Source organism: Variovorax sp. KK3, from assembly GCF_001984055.1.
Taxonomy (GTDB): Bacteria; Pseudomonadota; Gammaproteobacteria; order Burkholderiales; family Burkholderiaceae_C; genus Variovorax.
Genome location: NZ_LYVO01000181.1, coordinates 1 through 1,192 on the forward strand (window position 1 = coordinate 1; position 1,192 = coordinate 1,192).

General features: G+C 63.8%; 1 protein-coding gene. It reads left to right on the top strand.

The features are described from left to right. Positions 1 to 4: 4 nt before the first annotated feature. Positions 5 to 1,192 (top strand): elongation factor Tu (gene tuf / locus B0W80_RS34040; protein WP_077003536.1); only part of this gene is annotated, 1,188 nt, incomplete at its 3' end.

Genomic DNA, 1,192 nt, shown 5'->3' on the forward strand with positions numbered 1-1,192 from the left:
GAAAATGGCAAAAGGAAAATTCACCCGTACGAAGCCGCACGTGAACGTCGGCACGATCGGTCACGTGGACCACGGCAAGACGACGCTGACGGCGGCCATTGCGACTGTGCTGTCGAGCAAGTTCGGCGGTGAAGCCAAGGCCTACGACCAGATCGACGCGGCGCCCGAAGAAAAGGCGCGCGGCATCACGATCAACACCGCGCACGTCGAGTACGAGACGGCCAACCGCCACTACGCGCACGTCGACTGCCCGGGTCACGCCGACTACGTGAAGAACATGATCACCGGTGCCGCCCAGATGGACGGCGCCATTCTGGTGTGCTCGGCCGCCGACGGCCCGATGCCCCAGACCCGCGAGCACATCCTGCTGGCGCGCCAGGTCGGTGTGGGCTACATCATCGTGTACCTGAACAAGTGCGACATGGTCGACGACAAGGAGCTGCTGGAGCTCGTCGAGATGGAAGTGCGCGAACTGCTCGACAAGTACGAGTTCCCTGGCGACGCGACCCCCATCATCCACGGCTCGGCCAAGCTGGCGCTGGAAGGCGACAAGGGCGAACTGGGCGAAGGCTCGATCCTCAAGCTGGCCGATGCGCTGGACAGCTACATCCCCACTCCTGAGCGTGCGGTGGACGGCACCTTCCTGATGCCCGTGGAAGACGTCTTCTCGATCTCCGGGCGCGGCACGGTGGTGACCGGTGCTGTCGAGCGCGGCATCATCAAGGTCGGCGAAGAAATCGAAATCGTGGGCATCCGCCCGACGCAGAAGACCACCTGCACGGGCGTGGAAATGTTCCGCAAGCTGCTGGACCAGGGTCAGGCCGGTGACAACGTGGGCGTGCTGCTGCGCGGCACCAAGCGCGAAGAAGTCGAGCGCGGCCAAGTGCTGTGCAAGCCCGGCTCGATCAAGCCGCACACGCACTTCACCGCCGAGGTGTACGTTCTGTCGAAGGACGAAGGCGGCCGTCATACGCCGTTCTTCAACAACTACCGTCCGCAGTTCTACTTCCGCACGACGGACGTGACCGGCGCGATCGAGCTGCCGAAGGACAAGGAAATGGTCATGCCCGGCGACAACGTGTCGATCACGGTCAAGCTGATCAACCCGATCGCCATGGAAGAAGGTCTGCGCTTCGCGATCCGCGAAGGCGGCCGCACCGTGGGCTCGGGCGTGGTGGCGAAGATCCTGGAC